This window comes from Phyllobacterium trifolii (genome assembly GCF_014192095.1).
GTDB classification, from domain to species: domain Bacteria; phylum Pseudomonadota; class Alphaproteobacteria; order Rhizobiales; family Rhizobiaceae; genus Phyllobacterium; species Phyllobacterium trifolii.
This window is the reverse complement of sequence record NZ_JACHXN010000029.1, coordinates 1-18,273: the sequence shown is the minus strand read 5'-3', so window position 1 is coordinate 18,273 and position 18,273 is coordinate 1. Positions and strand designations below refer to the sequence as shown.

11 protein-coding genes and 1 pseudogene are annotated in these 18,273 nt (G+C 53.5%); 4 read left to right on the top strand and 8 right to left on the bottom strand.

Annotated features, from left to right (window positions below; genetic code table 11):
- Nucleotides 1-12: 12 nt before the first annotated feature.
- Both FHS21_RS27065 and FHS21_RS27060 read right to left on the bottom strand, forming a co-directional pair.
- The gene (locus FHS21_RS27065) at nucleotides 13-963 is read right to left on the bottom strand and encodes a TAXI family TRAP transporter solute-binding subunit (RefSeq protein ID WP_183665000.1); all 951 of its coding nucleotides are present in this window, start codon (nucleotides 961-963) and stop codon (nucleotides 13-15) included.
- Nucleotides 964-1,113: 150 nt separating this feature from the next.
- On the bottom strand, nucleotides 1,114-2,988 hold the full coding sequence (locus FHS21_RS27060; protein WP_183665071.1) for an ABC transporter ATP-binding protein/permease: 1,875 nt from the start codon (nucleotides 2,986-2,988) through the stop codon (nucleotides 1,114-1,116).
- A 1,078-nt stretch (nucleotides 2,989-4,066) separates the two neighbouring features.
- On the opposite strand from FHS21_RS27060, the gene FHS21_RS27055 reads away from it, so the two are divergent.
- A complete protein-coding gene (locus FHS21_RS27055) occupies nucleotides 4,067-4,318 on the top strand; it encodes a hypothetical protein (protein WP_183664998.1) in 252 nt (83 codons plus the stop codon).
- 1,176 nt (nucleotides 4,319-5,494) lie between these two features.
- Here the strand turns inward: FHS21_RS27055 and FHS21_RS27050 are convergent.
- The 3 genes from FHS21_RS27050 to FHS21_RS27040 all read right to left on the bottom strand — a co-directional run bounded on the left by FHS21_RS27050 (nucleotide 5,495) and on the right by FHS21_RS27040 (nucleotide 8,692).
- The gene (locus FHS21_RS27050) at nucleotides 5,495-7,261 is read right to left on the bottom strand and encodes a TRAP transporter large permease (protein WP_183664997.1); all 1,767 of its coding nucleotides are present in this window, start codon (nucleotides 7,259-7,261) and stop codon (nucleotides 5,495-5,497) included.
- Nucleotides 7,254-7,835, bottom strand: coding sequence for a TRAP transporter small permease subunit (locus FHS21_RS27045; protein ID WP_183664995.1), 582 nt, complete (start codon nucleotides 7,833-7,835; stop codon nucleotides 7,254-7,256). Before FHS21_RS27045 ends, FHS21_RS27050 begins: the two co-directional genes overlap by 8 nt.
- Before the next feature lie 371 nt (nucleotides 7,836-8,206).
- Complete coding sequence (locus tag FHS21_RS27040) at nucleotides 8,207-8,692, bottom strand: hypothetical protein (protein ID WP_183664993.1); 486 nt, start codon at nucleotides 8,690-8,692, stop codon at nucleotides 8,207-8,209.
- Between the two features lie 534 nt (nucleotides 8,693-9,226).
- Between FHS21_RS27040 and FHS21_RS27035 the strand changes: the two genes are divergently transcribed.
- Nucleotides 9,227-10,213, top strand: coding sequence for a TAXI family TRAP transporter solute-binding subunit (locus FHS21_RS27035; RefSeq protein ID WP_183664991.1), 987 nt, complete (start codon nucleotides 9,227-9,229; stop codon nucleotides 10,211-10,213).
- 90 nt (nucleotides 10,214-10,303) lie between these two features.
- Complete coding sequence (locus FHS21_RS27030; RefSeq protein ID WP_183664989.1) at nucleotides 10,304-12,364, top strand: TRAP transporter permease; 2,061 nt, start codon at nucleotides 10,304-10,306, stop codon at nucleotides 12,362-12,364.
- Between the two features lie 451 nt (nucleotides 12,365-12,815).
- Here FHS21_RS27030 and FHS21_RS27025 read toward each other — a convergent pair whose 3' ends face one another.
- Nucleotides 12,816-14,732, bottom strand: a complete 1,917-nt coding sequence (locus FHS21_RS27025) for a potassium transporter Kup (RefSeq protein WP_446686532.1) — start codon at nucleotides 14,730-14,732, stop codon at nucleotides 12,816-12,818.
- Nucleotides 14,733-15,316: 584 nt separating this feature from the next.
- The gene (locus FHS21_RS27020; protein WP_183664984.1) at nucleotides 15,317-15,592 is read right to left on the bottom strand and encodes a hypothetical protein; all 276 of its coding nucleotides are present in this window, start codon (nucleotides 15,590-15,592) and stop codon (nucleotides 15,317-15,319) included.
- A 618-nt stretch (nucleotides 15,593-16,210) separates the two neighbouring features.
- Here FHS21_RS27020 and nhaA point away from each other — a divergent pair.
- The gene (gene nhaA / locus FHS21_RS27015; RefSeq protein ID WP_183664982.1) at nucleotides 16,211-17,386 is read left to right on the top strand and encodes a Na+/H+ antiporter NhaA; all 1,176 of its coding nucleotides are present in this window, start codon (nucleotides 16,211-16,213) and stop codon (nucleotides 17,384-17,386) included.
- A 758-nt stretch (nucleotides 17,387-18,144) separates the two neighbouring features.
- Here nhaA and FHS21_RS30995 read toward each other — a convergent pair.
- Nucleotides 18,145-18,273, bottom strand: a pseudogene (locus FHS21_RS30995) (slipin family protein); the annotation flags it as partial.

The window sequence follows — 18,273 nt, the reverse complement described above, 5'->3', positions numbered from 1 at the left end:
TGATGAAGGGACCTACTTAATAATGCCTTTTTCCCTGTAGTAGCGTTCTGCGCCGGGATGAAGGGGGATTGGCAGGCCGGCAATAGCATTTTCAAGTTTGATGGCCTTTGCCGCCGCATGGGAAGCAGCAAGCTTATCGACATTGTCAAACAACAGTTTGGTCATTTGGTAAGCTGTTTCTTCAGAAACGCCTTCATGCGAAACAAGTATATTGCCGACCGCCGCAGTCGGGACGTCCTCGGTCTGGCCTTCATAGGTGTCTTTTGGGATGATAACAGAGAGGTAGGGCGCCCCAATCTTCGCAACGGTTTCTGGTGGCACTGCGACGACATTGATAGGTAGTGACGTGGCAAGGTCGCGAATGGAAGCAACACCAAGGCCGGCAGATTGCAAGGTTGCATTCATTTGGCGATTCTTGATCAACTCCACGGATTCGGCAAATGGAAGATACTCTATTTTGCCAAGATCCTTATAATCCATATTCGATGCTTTAAAGATGGTTCGGGCATTCAGTTCAGTTCCCGACGCAGGCGCGCCAACGGAGAGACTTTTGCCTTTCAAATCGGCGATCGTCTTGATGCCGGACTCTTGGCTGGCAACAATCTGAATGTAGTTTGGATAAATTGCTGCGATTGCCCGGAGTTTATCGAGCTTGCCCGGAAAACCAGCTTCCTTGTTGCCTTCCCATCCCAGTTTTACAGAATCGGCCAGAGCAAAAGCGATTTCTCCATTGCCTTGCTGCAACAAGTTCAGGTTCTCAACCGACGCCTTTGTCGCTTGGACCTGGGTTCGCGCTCCTTCAATTCCCTTTCCATATATTTCGGATAGGGCAACTCCGAGGGGATAGTAAACACCTGATGTGCCCCCGGTCAAAACGTTGATAAATTCAGCAGCTTTAGTGGGCGCGATACCGAGCCCAAGAGAAAAAATAAAAGCGCCAGTCAATAATTTTGATTTCAGCATTTCAAGGCCTCCCAACCCAGATTCTTCCCCATCGGGGGGCGATCGATGTTGTATTGTTAGTGCGTAGAAGAGAATTGCCAACTATTAATTTTGCATATTGTAAAAACACCCTGTTTGAGCCGATAGCAGGATTGCTCCAAAAAACCCCTTTTACTCAGCTGCGATCATCGGCTGGACGGTTGGATGTCTTGCTATCGTCTCTACAGTAGTGGCAGGCCGCATGGTCGGCCGAAGGCTGACGAGATCGGCTTGGCCATTTTGAATTTCCAAGACGTGGGAATAAAAATTATAGCCGGATTTCGATTTCGGTGGCTCATGTTCATGCATGACGCTGATGACCGTAATCGAAGGGCAATAATCCCGGATTGCCTGGTGAAACGCAATCTTGGCTTGCGGGTCGAGGGCACCTGTCGCTTCGTCCAGAAACAATATGCCGGGCTTGTGAAGGAGAATGCGTGCCAATACCAGTTTTTGCTTCTGCCCGCCCGAAAGCAGTTGGTCCCACGACGTACCGTCCCGCGCATCCCTGGAGATGTCTTCGATGAAATCGCCCATGTCTGCGCGGTGAAGAGCGGCGGCAACGGATACGTCCTTGAATTCGCTTTCGCCCTTGGGAAGGCAAACGAGTTGTTTGAGCGAAACTGCAGGAAGCTTGACCTCTTGCGCGGCATACAGGGCGTCGACTTTCTCTGGCAAGATGATGTCGCCGCGGCCATGCGGCCATAGTCCGTTTATTGCCTTGAGCAGACAGGTTTTGCCACTACCGGATTCACCTTTCAGATAAGTCCAGTCGCCCTTGCGGAACCGCAAATGCGCCACAGACAAGAATGGTGCGGTGGTATTATCCCGGTGCATCAACTCGAGATTACGAACAGTCAAACCAAAAAGTTCATGCTGGGTGCTGTGCCGGAACTCACTGACACCACTTCTGGCGTAGAAGTTGGCGGGTTGCTGGACAATGTGGATTGCTTCGGCGAGTTCAGTGACGCGTTTGGCATTGGCTTTGAGATTGGCAATCGCCGGCATGACCTGAATAAACCACGAGCATTCATTGATCATCGAACCCACAAGCTCGGCGCCGGTAATATAGTTTTTGAGACTGATGGTGTGGCTCATATAGGGCAACAGACCGGGCAGGTAGGCAACGATCCTGACTGCAAAATAATTGTAGATGGATGTAAATGACATATAACAAGCGTCATATCTGGTGAAGCGGGCCCAAGCTCGGTCCACCCCGGAATAAAGTCCCTCGTTCACTGCTTTCTGGACATTTTCGCCATCCGATGCGGCCACCTGAAAGCTGCGCCGCAAGAATGTTGTCATTTCACTTCGGTAGCTACCTTCACTCCGTTGCATCTCGACGGTGATCGTCTCAAGAACGCGGCCAATGCGCATGGCAATCCAGGTGCTGAAGGGCACATAAAGAGCTATGGCCACAAAGGCGAGCGTCGCAGTGCCATATGCACCGAGGAAGGCAAACCCCGAGACCTCCGTTGACATCTCGATAAGCTTTTGACCGACAAAAAGCACAGACATGAGGACGCCGAGAATTCCCATAGCAAGACCGATGGCCCCACCGGTCATGCCCTTGATCGACTCTTGAACACGCTGATCAATATTGTCTGGCATTTCTGGACTGTTGTCGCCGCCGCCTTGCTGCAAATGGTAATGCGTATGGTTTTGATCGAGCAGGGCTTCGTTGAAGCGATTGTTCAGCCAGCCGCGCCATTTGCGATGGAGAGTTGTTGACAAGAGATGGCGAAAACCGACAAACCCGACTTCCTTCAGGATCATCAGCAAGATGAGCAGTCCGGCATTGGATAAGATTACTGCAAGCGGATTTGCTTGAAGCGGATCATGAATGTTGACAATTGAGTTGAGCAGATCACCTGAGGCAACCGCCATCCAGACGCTGGCCTTGCTTGCCGCAGCTGTGAGAAATCCAATTGAGAGTGTCAAAAGCCAGGCTTCGACCCACCGCTCGGACGTCCAATAGGCCCGGATGAGTCCCCAGAAGTTACGCATGGACGACACAAGATTGCTCGGCGCGCCGCGCTCCAGCTGTGGTTCCGTGGCGATTTGGTCTTTTTGCAACGATTTTCCCGGTTTGATTCTCAAGTTAAGGTAACACAATGTTACTCATTGCAACAAACCGTGGTTAATATTGGTTGAACTTCTCGACGTCAACAAGCTTCCGGGGATGGCTATGTTGGCTATAAATGGGAGCCCAAGATCGATCGTATGGCTCCGGAAATGCCGATTACTCGTTCATATCAATCGGCCAGACGTTACATTGCCCTGTTATGAGCCCAATGTGATCAACGGCAACTTCTTTGATTCACAGCACGGGGTAAGAATTGATTTATTCCAAAAGCGGACTTTGCTTACACCTGTGACCGACAACAGGCATCAACCGTCTGCTATATACATTCTGAGAACGAATTAATGGCAACGGTGGTACCAAGTAAGGAATAGCCGTAATGTGTTGCGGTACCTTGTGCTGAACAGCGGCTACATTCAATTTCTTCTTGGAGCGCAACAGGGCCATAAAGGTCCGTCCGCTTCGTTTTCCACCCACGCTCTGCTGCCATAGGTCATCATGCCGATCTTAACGCCGTGACAATCGCCTGCTGACCCGCTTGCAGGTTGTATCCAGCCTCTATTCGTGGCTGAAGAACTGGAGCTGCACTCATATAACCGTGGGAAATCCGATTTCGATACCAGTTCTCAGGAAACTTAGTGGTTTTATCTTTCGGAGGCAGAATCGGTTGACGCGATTGTTTCAATCCGACACAATGCGTGTGTCGGAACACCAAGCCCGACTGTGAGGCTCGGCTATCCGAGGTCGAAGGGACGCGGTGTGCCGAGCCTCGTGAAGCGCTGTTAGCTTGAACTCAGTGTTGACGCCTTGGATGTGCAGGAACTCGCATGACTGTGCCTGATAAGAATGTTCGCTCCTGGCCATAAGAAAAATTTGGCGCCGAATGTATCTATCAGGGTATGGATGTCGTCCGACTTCAACAGACGCCGATAGAATTTCAGTGGAAACGGACGAGCCGGTCAATTTCTCGCCTATTTCACTCAGGGTCTAAGGTTTGATGTCTTGACAACGGATGAGATATGCATTGACCACTTCGAAGTTCAGTCTGACGGCACTGCACGTTTTGACATTGCGCTGCCGCTGGTGATCATCTCTGGCTGGACGCTGCGCAAGAACTCGAATGACGACTGGGTTTTATTTCCTCCCCGCACCCAGCAGCGTAGCAGCATCGTCCTTGCCAGTCACGTTTATAGTGCCGTCAGGGCTGAAGCTATTAAGATGATGGTGTTGGAAATATCTAGTCACGGGGCATAGCGTGTGCCGGGTTGAGATTGACGGCAATTGCTGAGCCGGCCGGAGTAAAAGAATTTGGTAAGTTATATGAAAGACTGTTTTTTGTTGTAGCGCAGTAAGCCATGACGAAGGCATCGGCTGGTTCTTACCTTGTCTTCGTATTGGCGGTGTGTTTCGGACTGGGTGCCCAACGCTCAGCAGAAGCCGGTCTAAGGTGATTGCGTGCTGCTAGATCGGGCTTTGTGTTGTGGCACGTTCACGCGATGGTGAGCCAAATTACATCGTTCTATTTATTTACCCAGCGCACTTGCCTTTAGCCTTGAGACGGAGCCCAGCGGGGGGCAAATTCCCAATCGAAGATTGGAGTCGCCGTGGTGTCCCGCAATCGAAGAGAACATTTGAATAGCGGTTCCACGCCTGCCCCTTATTGGCGATGAAACCGCTGGCGTAGAGCAGACTGCTTCTTTTCCACGCGTCAGCAAAATTAAAGTCCGGCCTGCCAGTTTAATCGCTTTGCTGGTAAGTCGGACTTTTGTTCGATGAGCTTCATCCAATTGAACGTATTGTGATTCTTCGTCTCAATGATACCGTTATTCCGTTGTCACGCGTATGGTGCGTTTTCCTGACCTATGAGACTACCCCAACTCATAGGTCAGACTTTTTCGTGTGGAGTGGCCTAAACCCAGTGGTTTTCGCAACTTGGTGGACAGTGAAGTCAGCCCACCATCTGGGGATGTAAGTCGCGGCCAGTTGCATTCAAAGCCAAGGTTGACGCAATTGTTTCAAGCCAATGCGTGAGCCCAGCGCCGGCGGTGAGGCTCGGTTGTGCTCCCCACTTGAATGGCAGCGCGCCGTGCCTCATTCTCTTGGCGCCCGCAAGAATGGGAATGTCCTTTTCGTATGTTTGAACTGGCGCACCACTTATTTCCCGGCCTGCCTAAGACTGAAGACAAACATGTTCTGCAGGAAAAACGGCAAACTCGTCGCCTTGCTGATCTGGAATGCGATCTGCGGTAGCAACATCAGTGACCGTCTATGCGCAGAGCAACAAATCGCATAGGTCGCGAGGATGCTGTCCGGTCAGAGCCCAGCAACCTTGACGTGGTGTGCCAACGCTCGGCATCGCTTCATATCCTACAGCACAATTCCTGGACGTTCAGAAGCCGCCGGTGCCGTAGCCTGAACGGTTAGCAGGCACTACATTTTCGGCGGCTCGTTTAGGTTTGGCGCTGGCGGTGCGGGTACCGAGGGATCGGATGGAGGCTTGCCGAAGGGTGGTGAACTCAGATCGTTACCAGCTCCGCCACCAAGGCCCCCTCCCAATCCGCCACCCAGACCATCGCCTTGACCGAAACCTGGTATTTCGATCTTCATTGTTGCCGGATCGGCCACAGGACCCGTGCCTTTGTAGTGCATCACCATTTGCGGAAATGCGATCGTTAATCCTATCATTATTACCTGGATGCAGACGAAGGGCACGGCGCCCCAATAAATCTGACCCGTGGTGACGGGCTGAATTTTCTTTCCAGTTATTTTGTCGAGATAAGGCACCTTTGCCGCGACGGACCGAAGATAGAACAAGGCGAAACCGAACGGCGGATGCATGAAACTCGTCTGCATGTTGATGCCAAGAAGAATGCCGAACCAGATCAAATCGATCCCGAGTTTGTCGGCAGCAGGCGCGAGCAGAGGCACGATTATGAAGGCGAGCTCGAAGAAATCGAGGAAGAAGGCCAGGAAAAATACCAGCACATTGACGACGATAAGAAAGCCGACCTCACCGCCGGGCAGCCCGACAAGCAGATGCTCTACCCATACGTGACCGTTTACGCCATAAAAGGTCAACGAGAAGACGCGCGCCCCTAGCAGGATAAACATCACAAATGACGACAGTCGTGTTGTGGAGGCTAATGCCTGACTTATGACGCTCAAGCTGAGCCGCCCTTTTGAGGCAGCCATGATCAAAGCACCCACCGCACCCATTGCACCACCTTCGGTAGGTGTTGCAATGCCGAGGAAAATTGTCCCGAGAACGAGAAAGATCAAGGCAAGGGGCGGTATCATGACGATGATGACTTGCTGGGCCAAGCGGGACATCAGGTTAAATCCGAAAGACCGGTCAGCAAGAGCAAACCCATAGATGAGGACAGTTGCAAGCGTGGCGCCCCAAATATCGGCGTTGGATCCGGCGAAAGTCGCAAGCAGAAGACTGGCTCCATAAGCACCAGCACCGGCGATGGCGAGTGTGACGATGAGTGAGGCAATGCCAGAGCCCAAAGTACGGGCTTCGATAGGAAGGGCGGGCATGGAATCCCGCTTCCAGAACGTCATTAGTAAGATGTAGCCGACATAAAGCCCGCTAAGAACAAGACCGGGAATAAGTGCGCCGTGATACATATCTCCAACCGAGCGGCCTAGCTGGTCGGCGAGAACGATCAGAACCAGTGATGGCGGGATGATCTGCGCCAAAGTTCCAGAGGCCGCAATAACACCGGATGCAACGCGGCGGTCATATCCGTAACGCAACATGATAGGTAGCGAAATTAGGCCCATTGCGATCACGGACGCAGCGACCACGCCAGTGGTTGCCGCAAGGAGCGCCCCAACGAAAATAACGGCATAGGCCAAGCCACCCCGGACCGGTCCAAACAGCTGGCCAATCGTATCGAGCAGGTCTTCGGCCATGCCGGAGCGCTCGAGGACTATACCCATGAAGGTGAAGAAAGGAATGGCAAGCAAAGTTTCATTGGACATTGTGCCCCAGAAGCGTTCGGGCAACGCATAAAGCAAGGGCCAGGAGAGCGTGATGCTCCCGTTAGAATAGGGTGCCAGTTGGACGCCCGCGAAAAAGAACAGCAAGCCGTTGGCTGCAAGGGCAAAAGCCACCGGGTAGCCGATCAGCATGAAGATGATCAGGGAAGCGAACATAATTGGCGCCATGTTTTGCGCAATAAACTCAATCATTGCGCGCCTCCGCCAAGGCCACTTCCTGTTCCGCAATTTCCTCAAGGGACCTCGGGGGGTTAGGATCCGGTAGATCTCCGCGGATCACGGCAATCTTCTTAATAATCTCCGAAACGCCTTGTATGCCGAGGAGGAGAAAGCCAATTAGTAGGACGAGTTTGGCCGGCCACAGGATCAATCCACCTGCGCTGGAGGAAACCTCGCCACTGTCATAGGAGAGCCTGACGTAAGGGATGAAGTAGGAAATCATCAGAATGACGAATGGCATGAGAAATGCTACATGTCCGAACAGATCGATCCAGTGCTGAACGCGACGGGAAAAAACTCCATAGACGATGTCAATACGAATATGTTCGTTCCGCTGTAGCGTATATGCGGCTGCGAGCATAAAGGCTCCCCCGAAGAGATACCACTGCAGTTCCAGCCAGGAATTCGAGGACATATTGAAGGTCTTGCGAATGATCGCATTGCCGGCGCTGACGATAACCGCCAAAAAAATAAGCCAAGCTACATAACGTCCGATGAATTCGTTGATACGATCAATTGTTCTCGATAGCGTGAGTAAAGCCGACACAGATTCCCTCCCCATGGATTATGTGGCTGAACACAAAGACCGCCGCTTCTTTGTCCGCGGTATGTTGGTCGGTCTCTCTTCAGCCTCGACTTAATAGGTATATCGGCTTGTCACGTTATCGGCGATTGGTCAAATGGAGCTCTCTGCCAGGATTTCAATCGAGCTGCCGATCGTGGCATGGCCGCAATCGTCATTCTCCGAAACAGATGCTGCCGACCGAAGTCGAAATCCAGCGTCATGTGGGAAGAGCCGGTTGCATGGCAAGCCCCAGCTGTTTCGACGACAATTGTTTGCCGACGACGGTGACGCTTATCGATCTCCCACTTGCCCAGGCAGCAAGATCGAGCTTGGCGAGGACGGATGTCGTCAGTTCAACGTTCCAGCAGCGACCTGGATTGACGATTACCAGACTCGATCAAGTAAGCGGTGACTATATTACGCAGCCATGCGAACACACCGCGCTCTGGCCTGCCAACTGCCTTGCGAATGTAATGGGCTGCCATCGCCGCACTGACGGTCGCGCCGAATTGACAGTAGCACGTGATCTTGTGCAGTTGTCTGTCGGACAGTTCGAAGAATCGCATCGCTTCACCGTAAGTGTCGTCTTTCAATCCACCTGCTCGGAAGACTGAATCCTCGAAGGCCACTGAGATCGGCGAACCCGCGCTGCGTATGGCCGTACGCTCTCTGGCTGACTGATACTCGGTCTCGTACAGTGTCGCGAGGCGCCGTTCGGGTTTTTGTTCAAGGAGCTGTGCCCAGCGTTCAAGGCGTCCGTTGCGCGACATGGCTTGGTGCGGATAGTCTTGATCGACCTCGGCGACGCTCTGCAGTTGCTCGAGTACATGGTGCTTCATTTTCGCCTCCTCTAACGATAGTTGGACCGCCCATTTCCCCGTGTATATCCTTGGCAAATGTGGCTCCCACGAGTTTAGAAGTCCAATCACGATAATGCGGCCCACCCTCGGGCCAAGCAGCGAAGGTACTGCTCCCATCTAGGCGCTGCCCCTTGTTGTCGATAGCGCGAGTAAAGCCGACACAGATTCCCGCCCCATGGATTATGCGGCTGAACACAAAGACCGCCGCTTCTCTGTCCGGCGGTATGTTGGTCGGTCTCCTTCAGCTTCGCCTTAATGGGTATATCGGCTTGTCATGTTATCGGCGATTGGCCAAATGAAGCTCTCTGCTGTGGATTTCAAGCGAGCTGCTGTTATGTCTTTCACTTCGCCATGCCGTGCAGTCGGCAAATGTGAATAGCAAAGGTTGGACGTTTGGTATGTGGTGGGTGCCAGTCGCGCGGTAGAGATCAACGATTTTCTCGCGCCGTGAGGTTGACAATCCTTTTCATGGTTACGATCCTTGCCTCCTTAATAAGGGATAAGGGGAACACGATGAAATTCTTCAAGAACTTTCGATTTCTAGCCGCAACGCTCATTGTTGGCGTGGCAATTGGATCAAGTCTTGCCATCGCGCAGACACCGGCGTTTTTCCGTATCGGGACTGGAGGGACTGCTGGAACCTATTATCCGATCGGAGGCCTAATCGCGAATGCCATTTCCGGCAGCGGTGACAAAGGAGTCTCGGGTCTCGTGGCAACGGCAGTCTCGTCGAACGGCTCCGTCGCCAATATCAACGCGATTCAAGGCGGCGCAATGGAATCGGGGTTCTCTCAATCCGACGTTGCCTATTGGGCGTATAGCGGTACCGGGCTCTATGAAGGCAAAGGTAAGGTCGAAGATTTGCGGCTGATCGCAACACTCTATCCCGAAACGATCCATCTGGTCGCACGCAAGGGCGCAGCAATAAAATCTGTGGCGGACCTCAAAGGCAAGCGCGTTTCGCTCGATGAACCTGGCTCCGGCACAATCGTCGATGCGCGGATCGTGCTGGGTGCCTACGGCCTTACCGAAAAGGATATCAAGGCCGAATACCTCAAACCGGGACCCGCAGGGGACCGCTTGCGCGATGGCGCGCTCGATGCTTATTTCTTCGTCGGCGGCTATCCCACAGGGGCAATTTCGGAACTTGCGACCTCGAGCGGCATTTCGCTTGTGCCGATAACTGGACCCGAAGCCGATAAACTCCTTGCCGACAACAGCTTTTTTGCCAAGGATATCATTCCTGCAGGGACGTACAAGGATGTCGGCGAAACGCCGACGATATCGGTAGCGGCGCAATGGGTAACGAGCGCCAAACAGCCGGACGATCTTGTCTACAATATTACGAAGGTCATGTGGAACGATGCCACGCGCACGGCCCTGGATGCGGGGCATGCCAAAGGCAAGCTGATCACCCTTAAGAATGCCACGACTGGCCTCGGCATCCCCCTGCATCCGGGGGCCGAACGCTTCTACAAGGAAGCCGGTGTGTTAAAATAGGCGAACAGGTAAAATTCCGGACGGTACAAGGCGCGCCATCTTAGGCGCGCCTGCGCTTTCAGAGCCATCGCACCAAGCAACGGAGCCCGCATGAACCCTGACTCTATAAAGAACGCGCCTTCGTCGCCGATGGAGCTTGACGAGGCGAAGGCGAGGGAACTCGAGGAACGGTTCGATTCAGAAATCCGCTTCCGGCCACTTTCACAGGTAGCGGGCAGGCTGGTCGGTGCCCTGCTGATTGCCCTGTCGATCTTTCACTATTACACGGCTGGTTTCGGGCTACTGCCGGAGATGGTGCATCGTGGCATTCATCTCTCGTTTGTGCTCGGACTGGTATTTCTGGTATTTCCATTTTCACGCAAAGGGTATGATCAGCCAGCCATTTCGAGCCTGCTGAGACCCTTGGGGATTTCGATCATTGATTGGCTTCTCGCCATTATCGCCGTGGTTGCCGTCCTCCACGTCCCCCTCATTCCGTTAGACGACCTTGCCTTCCGCGTCGGCAATCCAACGCAAACCGACGTGATCCTTGGCGGATTGCTTATCCTCATTCTTCTCGAAGCGACACGCCGTTCCGTCGGTTGGCCGCTGCCCATAATCGCGGTTCTTTTCATGACCTATGCGATTTTTGGTCCGTCCATGCCAGGCATTCTCGTTCATCCCGGCGCCACGGTTCCGCAGCTTGTCAATCATCTGTATCTTACGACCCAAGGCATCTACGGCATCGCCCTTGGCGTCGTCGCCACCTATGTCTTTCATTTTGTACTTTTCGGCGTCTTCGCCACGCGCATAGGCCTCGGACAACTTTTCCTCGACTGTGCTGCCTGGATAGCCGGGCGCTATGCAGGCGGGCCCGCCAAAGTCTCGATCTTCGGCTCAGCGCTTTTTGGTATGATTTCCGGCTCGTCCGTTGCCAACACGGTGACGGTCGGCTCACTGACCATCCCGGCAATGATCAGGCTCGGCTACCAACGGCATTTCGCGGCTGCCGTCGAATCCGCCTCATCCACCGGCGGACAGATCACCCCGCCGATCATGGGCGCCGCGGCCTTTCTGATGATCGAATTTCTCAACCTACCCTACACGACAATCATCCTTGCGGCGATCGTCCCGGCATTCATGCACTTTTTCGGAGTACTGGTGCAGGTCCATTTCGAGGCCAAGCGCACGGGGCTTCGCGGTTTAAGGCCAGAGGAGATGCCGGACCTCAAGGAGGCATTCAAACGCGACTGGCCCACCGTCATTCCGCTGATCGTGTTGGTCGGTATTCTGCTTGCTGGCTATACCCCTTATCTTGCCGCCTTTTGGGGCATCACCCTATGTGTGCTTGTAGGATTGCTCAACCCGCGCAAACGAATGTCCATATTGGAAGTTTTCGAAGGTCTGCGTGACGGCGCAAAATACGCGCTTGCGGTCGGCGCAGCCGCAGCAACAGTCGGCATCGTCGTCGGCGTCGTGACCCTGACCGGCGTCGGGTTCAAGATTTCTTTCATTGTAACATCGACAGCCGCGGAAATGGCGACATGGGTCGGCGCAATCTTGCCGGTCGCACTTTTTGCTCCACAAGCCCTGACACTGCTTTTCACGCTGATCATGACCGGTGTGGTCTGCATACTCATGGGATGTGGCATTCCGACGACCGCGAACTACATTATCATGGCGACGATCGCCGCGCCGGCGCTCGGTGTTCTCGGCGTAGAGCCGATTGTCGCGCACTTCTTTGTCTTCTACTACGGGGTTCTTGCTGACATTACCCCGCCTGTGGCGCTGGCTGCCTACGCTGCGGCGGGCATGGCAGGTGCGGATCCCTTCCGAACCGGAAATACCGCATTCCGGCTTGGGCTTGGCAAGGTCCTTGTCCCCTTTGTTTTTGTTTTTTCGCCTTCATTGCTTCTTGTAACGGCCAACTTCACATGGTTCGCGTTTTTCGTTGCCTTCATCGGCTGCACTGTCGGGATTGGCTGTCTCGGCGCAGCCTTGTCAGGCTTCATGCTGGTCAGGACAAGGATTTGGGAACAGATATTGCTCATCGTTGCAGCGATCCTCCTTGTCGTACCCGAAATCTATTCATCGCTCATTGGCGGGCTGCTCATTATGCCTGTGCTGATTCGTCAATTCACCGGTCTGAAGAGCGCTGCGTCGGCTCAATGAAGATTGTGTGATGCCGGCCTGTCGGATTAACCCACGATAAGAACTCTCGAAGAGCGTGGTGAAAAACGCAAGGATGAAGCGGATCAGCGATTTTGTTTCCACGCGACGGCACCTTCCCGATGACAAAACAAATTGAGCAAGACGGTGATCAATACAAGGTGCATTGGGCAATCTTGCCAAGGTGAGTGTTAGACATAGTGATCGCGAACCGGCTCTCTTTACCACTGGTCGATGTATGTGCTGGTCATTATCGGCGGATAAGCAGTGTTTGAGCTATTCGGTCCGCGCTATCGTCCGACCGGAAACGAAAAGAGCCGCGTCTGCATGCGCAATCTACGGTTTGTAGTCCTCAGTAGAGTTTGTTGGTCTATCAGGACCACTGTTGGGTGTGGCTTTTGAATCTGCTGGCGCTGCTTAGAAAAACCGACCAGTCGAGCACCTGCGGAGCAAGTCAAATCGTCGTTTGAATCCCCAGTTCGACCACGCGCCCGGTTGGAAGCCGGAAATAATCTGTGGCACTGCTGGCATTTTCAGCCAGCGCTATAAAAATGCGATCCTGCCAAAATGGCATTCCTCCTTTTGCGGCCGGTATCAGCGTGCGCCGCGACAAAAAGAACGATGTCGACATAATATCGAATTTCCAGCCTAGCTTCTTTGCAAGGACAAGGGCGCGCGGAACGTTTGGCGTCTCCATATAGCCGAAGGTGATGATCACCCGGCTGAAAAGAGGCGTGAAACTTTCATAAAATATCTTGGCGTCGTCCGCCACGAATGGCGAAGAAGAGGTCAGAACGCTCAATATCACGTTTTTCTCGTGCAACACCTTGTAGTGCTTGAGGCTGTGGAGCAGTGCCGTTGGCGCCCCCTCGACATCGCTGGTGAGAAAGACTGCCGTGCCTGGAACGGTTGGCGGCTTCTTGTTGGTCAGGTTGTCGATGAGAGTCCTCAAAGGAATTTCATCCGCCCGTGTTTTCGCTGCAAGCAATCGGCGCCCCGCCATCCACGTTTGCATCAAGAAGACGGCGCTCAGTGCGACGACAACTGGCACCCAGCCGCCGTGGGCAAATTTCGCAATATTGGCTACAAAAAAGCCGGTGTCGATGATCGCAAGCGGAATGATGACAAGCAGAGCCAACAACAACGACCACCGCCAGATCTTCCGCATCACCACGAACAGCAGGGCGACGGTGATGAGCATCTCTCCGGTAACTGCGATACCGTATGCCGCAGAAAGCGCACTGGAGCTTCTGAAACTGATGATGAGGACGATGACGCAAATTAAAAGCAGCGTGTTGATCTGCGGCATATAAATCTGACCAGACTGGGTTTCAGATGTATGACGCACATGAAAACGCGGTAGCAGATTGAGGTGCATGGCCTGGCGAATAAGGGAATAGGCCCCCGATATCACAGCTTGGCTGGCAATAACGGTAGCGGCCGTTGCGAGAATGACCATGGGCATTCTCGCCCAATCGGCCTGCATTTCAAAGAACGGATGCTCGGCAACAGGATTTGTCAAAACGTATGCGCCTTGCCCAAAATAATTCAACAGCAGACAGGGGAAAACCATAACGAACCAGGCGACGACGATCGGTTTGCGGCCGAAGTGTCCAAGATCGACATAGAGCGCTTCGGCACCAGTGACGGCCAGAAAAACAGCACCCAGAACAGGAATCGCTATTTCAGCGTGCACGAAAAGGAATCTGATGCCGTAGTAAGGATTAACCGCCGCCAGAACGGACGGTTGCTCAACGATATGGACCAGCCCTGAAACACCGAGCGCCAGGAACCAAAGCGCCGTTATCGGACCAAATATGGATGCAACGCGCTCGGTTCCAAATCTCTGCACGAAAAACAGCGCAAGGATGATGGCGACTGTGATGGTAACGACCCACTCAGCCAAAGTAGGCGCTACAACTTCAAGGCCTTCAACGGCCGAGAGGACGGAAATTGCCGGCGTTATAATGGCGTCGCCGATAAACAGCGACGCTCCTATGACGCCAAGCACAAGTATCCATACGGGTTTGCCTTTGAAACTCTCCCGGGCCAGCGCCGTCAGTGACAGTGTTCCACCTTCGCCTTTGTTGTCAGCCCTGAGCACGAAGCTGACATATTTGATTGTCACCACCAAGGTGAGCGCCCATACAATCAGGGAGAGCAAACCCAAGACCTCGAGGCGGGCGAATGAAACAGATGGGGAACCAGCGGCGTGCAAGGCCTCGCGAAAGGCATAGAGCGGGCTGGTGCCAATATCGCCATAGACGACGCCCAACGCTCCGAGCACAAGAAGCGGAAGGCCCTGCGAACCATCGGCGGTGCTTGGAATTTGAGGGTCGTTGGCACGCAGCTGGGTCGAACTCAATGACACGTCCTCCTTTGATTGGGCAGCAAGCTCATCAGCCATGGTCTAGGTGACGAGGCCGCGAATGAAAAGCCACAATGGTCCTGCCGCGGTCAGAGAACCAAAATCTTCTGGCAGAATTGGTTGCAAACGGCAGACTGTTTTCCGCGTTATCGCCATTTGCAACCGATGCCATAAAAGAAAAGCTATCTGCCAATCGTCTATCCCTCAATGGCGGCCATGAAGACAGGAAGATCATCGCCAATTGGAGACCGAAGAATGGTCGGCTTCCCATCAATTTCACAGTCGCGAAGCTCGGGAAGGTCAACAAACAACCAATCAGCGTGACAGCAGGTGTCAGTGACTGGGCGGAGAGCCCAGACGGATGCCGTTCGGTACGCTTCGAGGCGGTTCGTGAAGGATGATTGGTAGGACCGCAACTGGCAGTGGAGAGGATGCGTGATTTCATTATTGATGCGGTTGGTCGCCACTGTGTCGTGAACTCGGTCGCATAGGTTCCGGAACCTCGCCTACGGCCCTATTTCGTCGCCCATATTGGCGCATGTTTCGAAAATCGTCTGCAGGTAATGCTCGACTGCTGGCGCTGAGCCTCAAGATATCATCGACGGCTTGTTGCTGGTTGCTCCAGCCGATAATCCAGTTTCCTCCGAATTTTCCATCCGCGACAAAAGCTCTTCGGGCATGTTCTTTGTACGCGTCGATCGCCCTTGGTTGATCTGGCAGATATCAGCGGCGATCCGCGCGATACCGCCGGACAACTGCGCACCCGTTTCTGCCATCGTCTTCATTTGTTCCGATGGTTGCGTATAGGCTGAGATCGGACAGGCGCACAACACTCCGAGAGCGAGAAACTTGGCGATTTTCACGCGCATTTCCTCCTCGCAATAGAACGCTACAGTATAATACGAATTGCTTGCGATAGCATCTACTAGTGCGCCACGTCTGATTCGTGCGAGGCGGATTATAGGCGTGATCTGATGTGCGAACGCGATGAAAAGGGCAATATGCCGTCAGGGCAAAGCGGCATACAAGCGATGTCGTCCGTGGAATCCACGCACTCTGCCGCCGATGATTGCGACTATGAGCTAAATCTTGTTTGCGAACACTAGAGATGAGGCCCGGCGGTATGGATCCGTGATGACAATCGCATAACACCGAGCCTCTTTCCTCTGGGGAGAGGTAAACCATAGCGTGATCCCCGCGATGCAGACTGTCAAATCAAAAACATTTGCTTCCGCAAACTCCATCACTTTTGCTCGCTGCAATTCTTGGCGGCACTCATACGCACACGGCCTGCGAGGTGCCTTCTAATATCTGGCGCGAGGATCCTGTTGCATACCAATGGTTGGCAGTCTTCGTCGAGGCTGCCAAGCAAGCCGTGATACTCCTTGATTCCGGATAAAACGAAGCTAAGAGCGGCCGTCGGCACAATTCGCCTTTCGAAGACCGCTGGCATTTTGCTTTCTAGGATTCTATCAGGAACCATGGATATAAAACCCGCACGTCGAATCCGCCTGTCCGCCCCTTTTCGTCTATTCATTGAGAGCGAAGCCTCCGGCGGCATCATGTTGATGGTTGTTGCTGCGCTGGCGCTGATTGTCGCCAACTCTTCGTTGAGAGGAGGTTATTTCGCTTTTTTTAGAACCGATGTCGGCGGTCTCAGCATTCTCCATTGGGTCAATGACGGATTGATGGCCATGTTCTTTCTTCTGGTCGGTCTCGAGATCAAGCGGGAGATGGTCTGCGGTCAGTTGTCGAATTGGTCGCGCCGCGCGCTGCCCGGATTTGCCGCGCTGGGTGGCATGATCGTGCCGGCTTTGATCTTCCTTGCCCTCAATGAAGGGGAAACCCTGCGTGGCTGGGCGATCCCGTCTGCCACAGATATAGCCTTTTCGCTCGGTGTGTTGTCGCTGCTTGGATCGCGTGTGCCGTTGTCGCTGAAGATTTTTCTGACGGCGCTCGCCATCATAGATGATCTGGGCGCGGTCATGATTATCGCCCTTTTTTATTCAGGTGGCATGAGTATTCCAGCTGTTGCTGGTGCCGCTGCAGTTTTCGCCATTCTTATCGCGATGAACCTTTTGGGCGTGGTGCGGATTTGGACCTACCTCATTCTCGGTTTGATTCTATGGATTCTGGTTTTCAAGTCCGGAATCCACGCGACCATCGCCGGCGTTTTGCTTGCCCTTGCTATTCCTATGCGTGGCGAAAAGGGGCGATCGGATGCACCGCTGGTCAAGCTTGAACACGCCATTCAGCCCTGGGTCGTTTTTCTCATCGTGCCCATCTTCGGTTTTGCCAATGCCGGTGTGTCGTTCGGCAATGTGTCATTGTCCAATCTTGCCGATCCGGTTCCGCTCGGTGTGGCCGCCGGTCTTTTCATCGGCAAGCAGATTGGTGTGTTCTCCTTCGCTTGGCTTGCAATCAAGCTACGCTGGGCCGAGCGTCCGGCCGGAGCAAGCTGGCTACAACTATACGGTGTGGCGATCCTTTGCGGCATCGGCTTCACCATGAGCCTTTTCATCGGCTTGCTTGCCTACGCCAGTTCACCCCTGCTGCAGGATGAAACCAAGCTTGGCGTGTTCTTCGGCTCACTGCTCTCGGCAGTGTGCGGCGCAATCTTGCTGCGCTTGACGCCATCACGTCCGGCAAGGGCGTGATGCGCGTCCCTTGCCGATCACAGCGTCGGCCGGAAGCAGCCGAGCCCGGGGCTGGAAATTGAATTCAGGACATAAATTCAATTTGAGCGTATGATTGTGGAACTGTAGCAGCTCGCGATTAGCTATCGAGGCGATGGTCTCATTCGAGAATTTCTTGTTGTAGTCAAGTTTCTGCTGCCTTTCGTTTGCTGTTTCGGGAAAAGTCTCAGGCAAGCTTGTTTCCAACGTTGCTGCAAAAGAATACCGTGATAAATTTCTCGCTGGCAGTGCCTTGGCACGCGACGCCAGCTTGTACCATTCCGGTGCAGCTCAGCTGCAAACTTGAGGCGAGAGTGTATGCAATATGCAAACGCGTGTCAGCCTCATCAGGAAACAATAGGAAGCAACGTGGCCGACAGCACAGATGGCAGCTTTGAATGCCCTACTTGCAGAGGCATAGTTGGTGCCGCATCGGGTGCCGGTGAGACCATGGCCGTCTGCCGCGATTGCGGACACGTGTTTGGCACATGGGCAAGCGCTCAAGCAATGGCCCAAGCCTCGATCAAGAAGCAACTTTTGACTATAGTGAAAGCGCGCATCGGCTCATCGAGCAAAGCGGCAAATCGCAAGATGAGGCGCTAAAATCCGTCCACTTGCCCACCCTGTGGCTGTGCACGCGTACTTATCAATCCAGCTGCCTCCAGGAGTTGCGACAATGGGCCGGAATATTCTTTAGATACCATCTTGCGAGACGAGCTACCATGTGCACGTGCACACCGCTATCTGGATTTCGTTGCCGCAGCCTTGAAGAGTTCGCCGAGTTCTATCGGGAATGGAAACACGATCGTTGAATTCTTCTCATTGGCGATCACATTCAGCGTGCTGAGATAACGCAGTTGCATGGCTTC

Excerpts from the sequence above, each read along its gene's own strand:
- FHS21_RS27035 (WP_183664991.1), top strand. The coding sequence starts at position 9,227 with ATGAAATTCTTCAAGAACTTTCGATTTCTAGCCGCAACGCTCATTGTT.
- FHS21_RS27065 (WP_183665000.1), bottom strand. The coding sequence starts at position 963 with ATGCTGAAATCAAAATTATTGACTGGCGCTTTTATTTTTTCTCTTGGG.
- FHS21_RS27060 (WP_183665071.1), bottom strand. The coding sequence starts at position 2,988 with ATGCGTAACTTCTGGGGACTCATCCGGGCCTATTGGACGTCCGAGCGG.
- FHS21_RS27040 (WP_183664993.1), bottom strand. The coding sequence starts at position 8,692 with ATGAAGCACCATGTACTCGAGCAACTGCAGAGCGTCGCCGAGGTCGAT.
- nhaA (WP_183664982.1), top strand. The coding sequence starts at position 16,211 with ATGGATATAAAACCCGCACGTCGAATCCGCCTGTCCGCCCCTTTTCGT.
- FHS21_RS27030 (WP_183664989.1), top strand. The coding sequence starts at position 10,304 with ATGAACCCTGACTCTATAAAGAACGCGCCTTCGTCGCCGATGGAGCTT.
- FHS21_RS27050 (WP_183664997.1), bottom strand. The coding sequence starts at position 7,261 with ATGATTGAGTTTATTGCGCAAAACATGGCGCCAATTATGTTCGCTTCC.